This window comes from uncultured Corynebacterium sp. (assembly GCF_902782855.1).
In the GTDB taxonomy this organism is placed as follows: domain Bacteria; phylum Actinomycetota; class Actinomycetes; order Mycobacteriales; family Mycobacteriaceae; genus Corynebacterium.
Window position 1 is genome coordinate 1 of sequence record NZ_CACZOO010000352.1, and the last position, 6513, is coordinate 6513.

General features: G+C 66.3%; 7 protein-coding genes. All 7 read left to right on the forward strand.

Going from position 1 to position 6513, the window contains the following annotated elements; translation table 11 throughout:
- Window positions 1-145: 145 nt before the first annotated feature.
- The 7 genes from QZV72_RS14250 to QZV72_RS14280 all read left to right on the forward strand — a co-directional run bounded on the left by QZV72_RS14250 (window position 146) and on the right by QZV72_RS14280 (window position 6510).
- Window positions 146-730 (forward strand): hypothetical protein, encoded by a 585-nt coding sequence (locus tag QZV72_RS14250; protein WP_297009356.1) that lies wholly within the window; start codon window positions 146-148, stop codon window positions 728-730.
- A 58-nt stretch (window positions 731-788) separates the two neighbouring features.
- Complete coding sequence (locus QZV72_RS14255) at window positions 789-1208, forward strand: hypothetical protein (protein WP_297009357.1); 420 nt, start codon at window positions 789-791, stop codon at window positions 1206-1208.
- A gap of 1 nt (window position 1209) precedes the next feature.
- Entirely contained in the window at window positions 1210-2286 is a 1077-nt protein-coding gene (locus tag QZV72_RS14260; RefSeq protein WP_297009359.1) for a hypothetical protein, read from the forward strand.
- Window positions 2287-2504: 218 nt separating this feature from the next.
- Entirely contained in the window at window positions 2505-4754 is a 2250-nt protein-coding gene (locus tag QZV72_RS14265) for a hypothetical protein (protein WP_297009361.1), read from the forward strand.
- A gap of 7 nt (window positions 4755-4761) precedes the next feature.
- The gene (locus QZV72_RS14270) at window positions 4762-5355 is read left to right on the forward strand and encodes a TetR/AcrR family transcriptional regulator (RefSeq protein ID WP_297009362.1); all 594 of its coding nucleotides are present in this window, start codon (window positions 4762-4764) and stop codon (window positions 5353-5355) included.
- A 206-nt stretch (window positions 5356-5561) separates the two neighbouring features.
- Window positions 5562-6356 carry a class E sortase gene (locus QZV72_RS14275; RefSeq protein ID WP_297009363.1) on the forward strand — a complete coding sequence of 265 codons (795 nt, stop codon included), beginning with the start codon at window positions 5562-5564 and terminating at the stop codon, window positions 6354-6356.
- A 1-nt stretch (window position 6357) separates the two neighbouring features.
- The gene (locus QZV72_RS14280; RefSeq protein WP_297009365.1) at window positions 6358-6510 is read left to right on the forward strand and encodes a hypothetical protein; all 153 of its coding nucleotides are present in this window, start codon (window positions 6358-6360) and stop codon (window positions 6508-6510) included.
- Window positions 6511-6513: the final 3 nt, after the last annotated feature.

Genomic DNA, 6513 nt, shown 5'->3' on the forward strand with positions numbered 1-6513 from the left:
ACACCCGGGACCGGACCATCGTGGACATCACCGCACTGGTCGCCGCGTAGGACGGCCACCCCGTCGGCCCCGTCGGTCGACGGGTTCGTCCGGCTTCCCGTTCCATCACCCAACCCCTTCCTGCTCCCGACACCTGGAGGACCACATGCCCGCAACAGATCAGACGACCGCAGACCACGTCGACGGTCCGGCCCCGCACACGCCTCCGGCCGGCAGCTCCGCGTCGGATCTCGCCGGTGACTACGCGTCTCGCCGGCTCGGTGCATCGTGGACCCTCGTCCTGGGGATCTCCGCCGGCGTCCGGGAGCACGGGCTCATCCTGCCCGAGATCGAGGATCCCGCCGCCGTCGACAGGTACATCGACGAGCATCTGGCGGTCGCCAGGCTCCAGGAGGTGCAGCGCCAGGCCGCGAACATCACCGAAGAGCTCACACAGGTCGGGGACCAGCCGGCGTCCTCTCCGCTGGGTGCACTCATCGAGGCGCTCAGCGGCCAGGGCACGCAGGGGAAGGCCGGGGCCGCCGGATCCTCGCTGGAGGATCTCCTCGGCGGGCTCGGGGTGAAGGGCCGCCACCATGCGGAGCCCACCGGCACGCCCTCCGCCGGCCCCTCGGCTCTGACGTCGAGGGTCCGTGCCGGGCTCTACGCGAAGGCCCTGGCGGCAGGTCAGGATTCCGTTCCGGCCGACCTGTGGGAGACCCTGACCGGTCTCGCGTCCGCCGGACGCTGAGCAGGAAACCAGGGGTCGGACGCGCCGACACCGTTCGACAACGTTGATGAGGTACCGCATGTTGACTGATCCTGTTCTCTTCGGACACCGGGATGACGGTTCCACGCCGGAACCGGATCCGGACGGGTTCCCCGGCGGACCGGACTCACAGGAGGCCGCCGAGATGAACCGTCTGACGGGGAAGCGCCCGACCCGTCTCGGCCGGAAGATGGGGATCTTCGCTCTCCTGCTGTCCGCAGGCTCCCTGGTGCTGTCCGGTGCGGTGACGGTGGTGCTCCGTCTGGGCGCGTCACTGCCGCTGGCACCGACGGTGATCGTCGCGCTCCTGACGGTGGCCGTCGTCATCGGGGGAATCGTGTACGGCACCGGTGGTCGTGACCAGGCTGGACGGCGCCCGTTCCTCGGTGCGTTCGTCCTGTCGACGGTGATCATGGGCGTGATCGTCACCGTGGGGCTCTATGTCTGGGCGGTGGTGTAGGGTGCGCTGGCCGTTGTTCTTCCGTCAGCACCCCGTCATCGTCGGTGCCGGCGTCACCGTACTGTGCGCCGGGCTGGTGGGGGTGGCGCTCGCCTCATCGGCGCACGACACCCGTCCGATGCAGACAAAGGACGGCGCCGACATGTTCAACGCCACCGTCTTCGATGAGGCGGTCGTGTTCTACCGTTCGGTGTGCACTCCGGTGCTGGACCTCCGCAACGGTGGCGACGCCTACAGCGTCGCCCTGGAGAACAGTATCGGGGAGCCGGATGAATCCCGGGACAGCACGTTGCGTGCAGCGGTACTCACTCTCTCGGAGGACGCGGCGGCCGCGGTGGACCGGCTGCCGGTGGATGCACCCCGGGTTCCGTCGGTGCACCAGACCGAACCGGTGGAGTTCACACCGGCACTGGAAGCTGTCCGTGACCTGCTGACGGATCAGGCACACATGTTGCATGATGCTGCGGTGAGCGACGCGACGGCACCCGCGGATGACGCCGGGAGCGTCGACGGTGACGACGGTGATCCCCTCGGAGAGGCGGTCCATGCCGCGAGCGCGGCCGCCGGAGCCGTGGCGGCGGACCTGTCCGAGACGGCGCCGTTGCCTAACCGGAAGACGGTGGATGAGGTCGCCGGATCCCCGGAGTGCGCGACCTTGTACGCAGAATCACCGGTGGACGCTGAGACGGTCCATGATCCGCAGGTCGAACTGTTCAGTGCGGTGACGGCAGCGCACGCGGGCTGGCAGTCGGTCATCGACAGTTACGCCGGAGTCACAGGAGTGGATGCCGCGGTGATGTTCGATGACATGGCGACCGCGGCGGAGAAGGCGGCGGACACCCTCGAAACATGGATCGACGGTAACGGCGGGGACCCCGTGCCCGGGGACCTGACCGCGGCCAGGGACGCGGTTGCGGTGTACCGCGGTATCGCCGAGGAGGCCCGGGCAGGGGACGCGGCGGCTGATCCCCAGGACTGGGTGTACCGGGAAGCGAAGTTGCAGGTCCGTGTCTCGAGAACGGCTGCTCCCGTGAACCAGGTGACGGCGGACGCTGTCGCTTCCGTCCGGGATCAATGACCTACAGGGAATCGTGGTGGTGAAAGATGTCGCAGGGTGTTCTACCGTCACCGACCAATGAACACGTTAGCTGATTGTCTGATCCGCCGAGTAGAGAAAGATGCTATGACATGAAAACGCATGGACGGCACCGCAGGGTTCCGAAGAATTCAGGAATTCGTAAATGGAGTACCGGTATTCTGAGCCTCGGAACGACGGCGACACTTGGAGCGGGAGTGGTGATCAGTCCTTCTGCCTCGGCTCAGAACTCCTACACCGGATACTTCGATTCCCGGCAGTTTGACGATCTGCTGGGTGGAGACGCCGTGGTGGGACGTATTCTGGTGTGCCCGGAGGACGGGGACGCCGCGCCGGAGAATTCCGCGGGCATGCGGCCGGTCGCAGTCAATGATCTCGGTGACTGTGACCGGAAGCTGGACGGAGACCGGGCCGTGGTTGTGCCGGACACAGTGGATATTGCCATGGCTGTCGAGGGCATGACCATTGACCTGGGGGACAGTGTCCGGGTCGGCGGGATCTCCTACGCACTCGGTGAACGGACCCTGATCGATCTCATCAGTGCTGCGGCCCTGGGGGATGACGCCACCGCCGGGATCGTCGAGGAACTGGGACTTCCCCGGTTCGACCCATCCGCTCTCGGTAGGTACACGACCTATCAGGAGGTGAAGGATGACGCCGCATTGCCGCACCGCTGGGTGACTACGCGGGAATGCGGCAGTGACGTGTCGGGTTCGGACGGGTGTTCGGACGGGGGGTCCGGACAACTGGTGGACGCCAACGCTGATCGTCGGTCAGCTGCCCTCGCGGTGGCCGGCTATCTCACGGGTGAGTCCTACGATTCGACGCAACCGGTCATCCTGCCGGCACCGGGGTATCCGGGTGCGTTGACGGACCGGGCCGGTAACGGTACTGACACCGGTCAGCACCTCTTGTCGGAGGCGATGCGTGACGGGACCGCCCGTCTCAGCGTGACGACGGCGCTGGGCCTGCCCGCAAGAATGCTGCGGTCGATCGATGTCGACCGCAGCATTGTGCCGTATTCCGCCCTCGGCGTCTCCGACAGCGGGGCGAACGACACTGACGGCATCGTCGTGTCCTGGTTCGGCCGCCCCGTTGACGTGGATCTGCTGACTGTACTGGGGATCAGGAAGACCGGGGTCACCGAACAGGGGGATGGAGGGCACGGCAACTCGAGCAGTCCGGTTGACGTGTCGACGATGGAGCAGTCCACCTGTCTCGCCGTGAGCTCTCCGACCTCGGCGTTCGGTACGGGGGACTGCGCCAGTATCCTCGGTTCCTTCGCTCCGGGAAGCGCTCCGCACACCAGTGATGTCGCCCACGGGAGTGGGTGGGGTGCCGGAGTGCGTCCTTCGTTGGCGTTGGGGAACAGTGCGCTGGAGCGGCAGTTCGCGGACAAGCGGTCCCGGGATGCGCTCGTTGACCGGTTGGTGGGTGCGGTACGGGACCGGGGCAGCGTGTTCTCGTCAGCTACAACTGTCTCCGGTCGTCGGGTTACCGGGGCGTTCCTTCCCTCTGATGTGGTGCTTGAGGAGCCGGTCACTGTGGAGTGGAGGGGAAACCAGGTTGTGCTGTTCCCCGGAACGTCGGCGACGAAGATCGACGGCGATGTTGCACCGGACCCGGTCGCCGTCGCAGCTGTGGCACAGGCTGCGGATGCCGATCGTTCCCCGAAACTCAGCATCGTCTCCTGGTCGGGCTCTCTCGGCGATCCCAGCATTGAACTCGACGATCTGCCCGTACCGGGCAGGACATTCACCGCGCTGACCTCTGACGGCGACGCCGCCGGGGATCTCGTCGGGCTCGACGGGAAGTGGCGGGACGAGGTGCGGTCCCGCCCCGGATCGTCGACCGCCGATCTGCCGGCGGGACGGGTGCCGTCGGCTGCCGGAGAAAACCGTGGACGGGAAAGAACCGCACCGGTGGACGGGCCGTGGGCTTCTGCCGGTGAACGCCCTGCACACGTCGATCCTGAGTCGGTGGAAGCAGCTCTGGCGACGGCAGCGGTGGAGCCGTCGGAGGCGGTGGAGGTCCCGGTAGCGGTCGAGCCGACGGAAGCGGTCGAGCCGAGGGAAACGGTGGAGCCGTCGGAAGCGGTGGAGGTCCCGGCAGCGGTCGAGGCCCCGGAAGCGGTGGAGCCGACGGAGGCGTTGGAGCCGACGGAAACGGTGCTGGTCCCGGCAGCGGTCGAGCCGACGGTGACACCGGTTGACCGGGAAGAGTCCGCGGAGTCCGTTGGCGAGCAGGCGACCGTGGATGACGGAGCAGGTGCGGCTCCCGTGAACGACGCGGACACTCCAGCTCCCGAAGACCCGAGCGATAGTGTCGTCGCCGTCGGCGAGGAGGTGGCGGCGGCGGAGCCCGATGACGCTGCCCTTCCTCTGGAGGAGGCGGTCGAGGTGCCGCCGGTGGTTGGGGAACAGGGCGCGGGTACCGCGCATGAGGAGTAGGGGCGCCGTGGGCACTTCTGCACGACTCGGGCGTCCGCCGCAGTTCTCCTCGGAGGACGTGGTACATGTCGCGCTGCGGCTCGGTATCGACACATTCAGCGTGAAAGGAGTGTCACAGGAGCTGGGGGTCACCCCGGCCGCCGTGTACCGTCATTTCTCGACGCGTGACAATCTGATGCGGGCCTGCGTGTGTGCCGCATTCTCCACTGTGGAGCCTTTGAAAGATCGCTCTGACCGGGAATCGATACTCCGTCTTTTCTCCGATGAATGGTGGAAACTGATGATCCGGTACCCCGGACTTGTCAATGCGGTTTCCCGACCTCGTGAGGTCGTTGCGGATGCCCTGGATTCTCCACTGGGTAGCTACGGTCAAGGTCTCATGGATACTGGAATTTCTGAGGGGCAGGTGATTTTCGCCGGGCTGACTATCGCCTGCTCTCTGGGGAACATAGTCCGCTTTCACCGGGATCCACGTCCTGACGGGGCTGACGGGTTGTTCGACGACTCTGCGGAACAGCAGCGCCAGCGCACCATCGATTTCATCGTGTCGTCATTTCGTGTCAGTTGGCCGGCGTGGTCGTTGCCGATTAATCCTGATTGAACGGAACATCATTTCACGCGTGAGTACGCCCGTTGTCCTGTCTCACTGTCGGTCCGTCATGTCGCCGGGGTGGGAGTTCGACGGATTCGGCAGGTTCCGCCGGTGCCGGACGGATACGGGTCGACCATGTGACTGGTCTGCGGGAGGGGTGAGGTCAGGGGGCGAAACATATCGGTGGCCCGCCATCGGTGGGAGAATCCGGGGTCATGACAAAACAGCGCGGGATCACGACGCTGTCCGTGGTCGGCGAGATCCTGCTGACCGTCGGGGTGGTGGTCGCACTATTCGTGGTCTACCAGTCGTGGTGGACGAACATCGAATCCGGCAGGTTGCAGTCGCAGGTGTCCGGGGATCTGGACCGCCGGTGGGCGGATGAGAATCCGCGCCCGGTGACGAAGGATGCCGAGGGCGCGGCTTTCGCCCGGATGTTCATCCCCTCATTCGGCCCGGATTTCAGCTACGCGGTGGTGGAGGGGACGTCGGATGCAGCTCTGAACACGGGACCGGGGCACTACACGACCACGCAGTTGCCGGGGCAGCCGGGAAACTTCGCGGTCGCGGGGCACCGGGTGGGACGTGGTGCACCGTTCAATGACCTGGGGCACCTGGGGACCTGCGACGCGGTGGTCGTTGAGACGGTCTCGACCTGGTACATCTACCGGGTTCTGCCGGTGGAGGGCGCCCCGGCCGAGGATCCGGGTGCTCGTCATGCCGCAGCATCCGGGTGCCTGGGTGAACCGACGGCCACGGAGGTGTCGTCTGGACGGTACGCGGACCTGTCCGGCCGGCATATTACCGTGCCCGGTGACGTCGGTGTCCTGGATCCGGTGCCGGGGACGGGGATCGCCGAGGTGCTCGACGGTGATCTGCCGATGTTGACGTTGACGACATGCAACCCGCAGTTCTCGAACCGGGAGCGGATGATCGTCCATGCGGTGCTGCAACGGTCGGAGCCGAGGGCGGATGGTCTGGTGCCCGCCGAGCTGGCCGAGGGGGTGTGACATGTACGCGTGGATCTGGCGCCATCTTCCGGGGCCCTCGCTGCTGCGGGCGGTGATCGTGCTCGCTGCCGTGGCTGGATTGTTCTTCCTGCTGATGGACGTGGTGTTCCCGTGGGTCGAGACGTTGATGCCCTACGGGGATGTGGCGGTGTAAGTG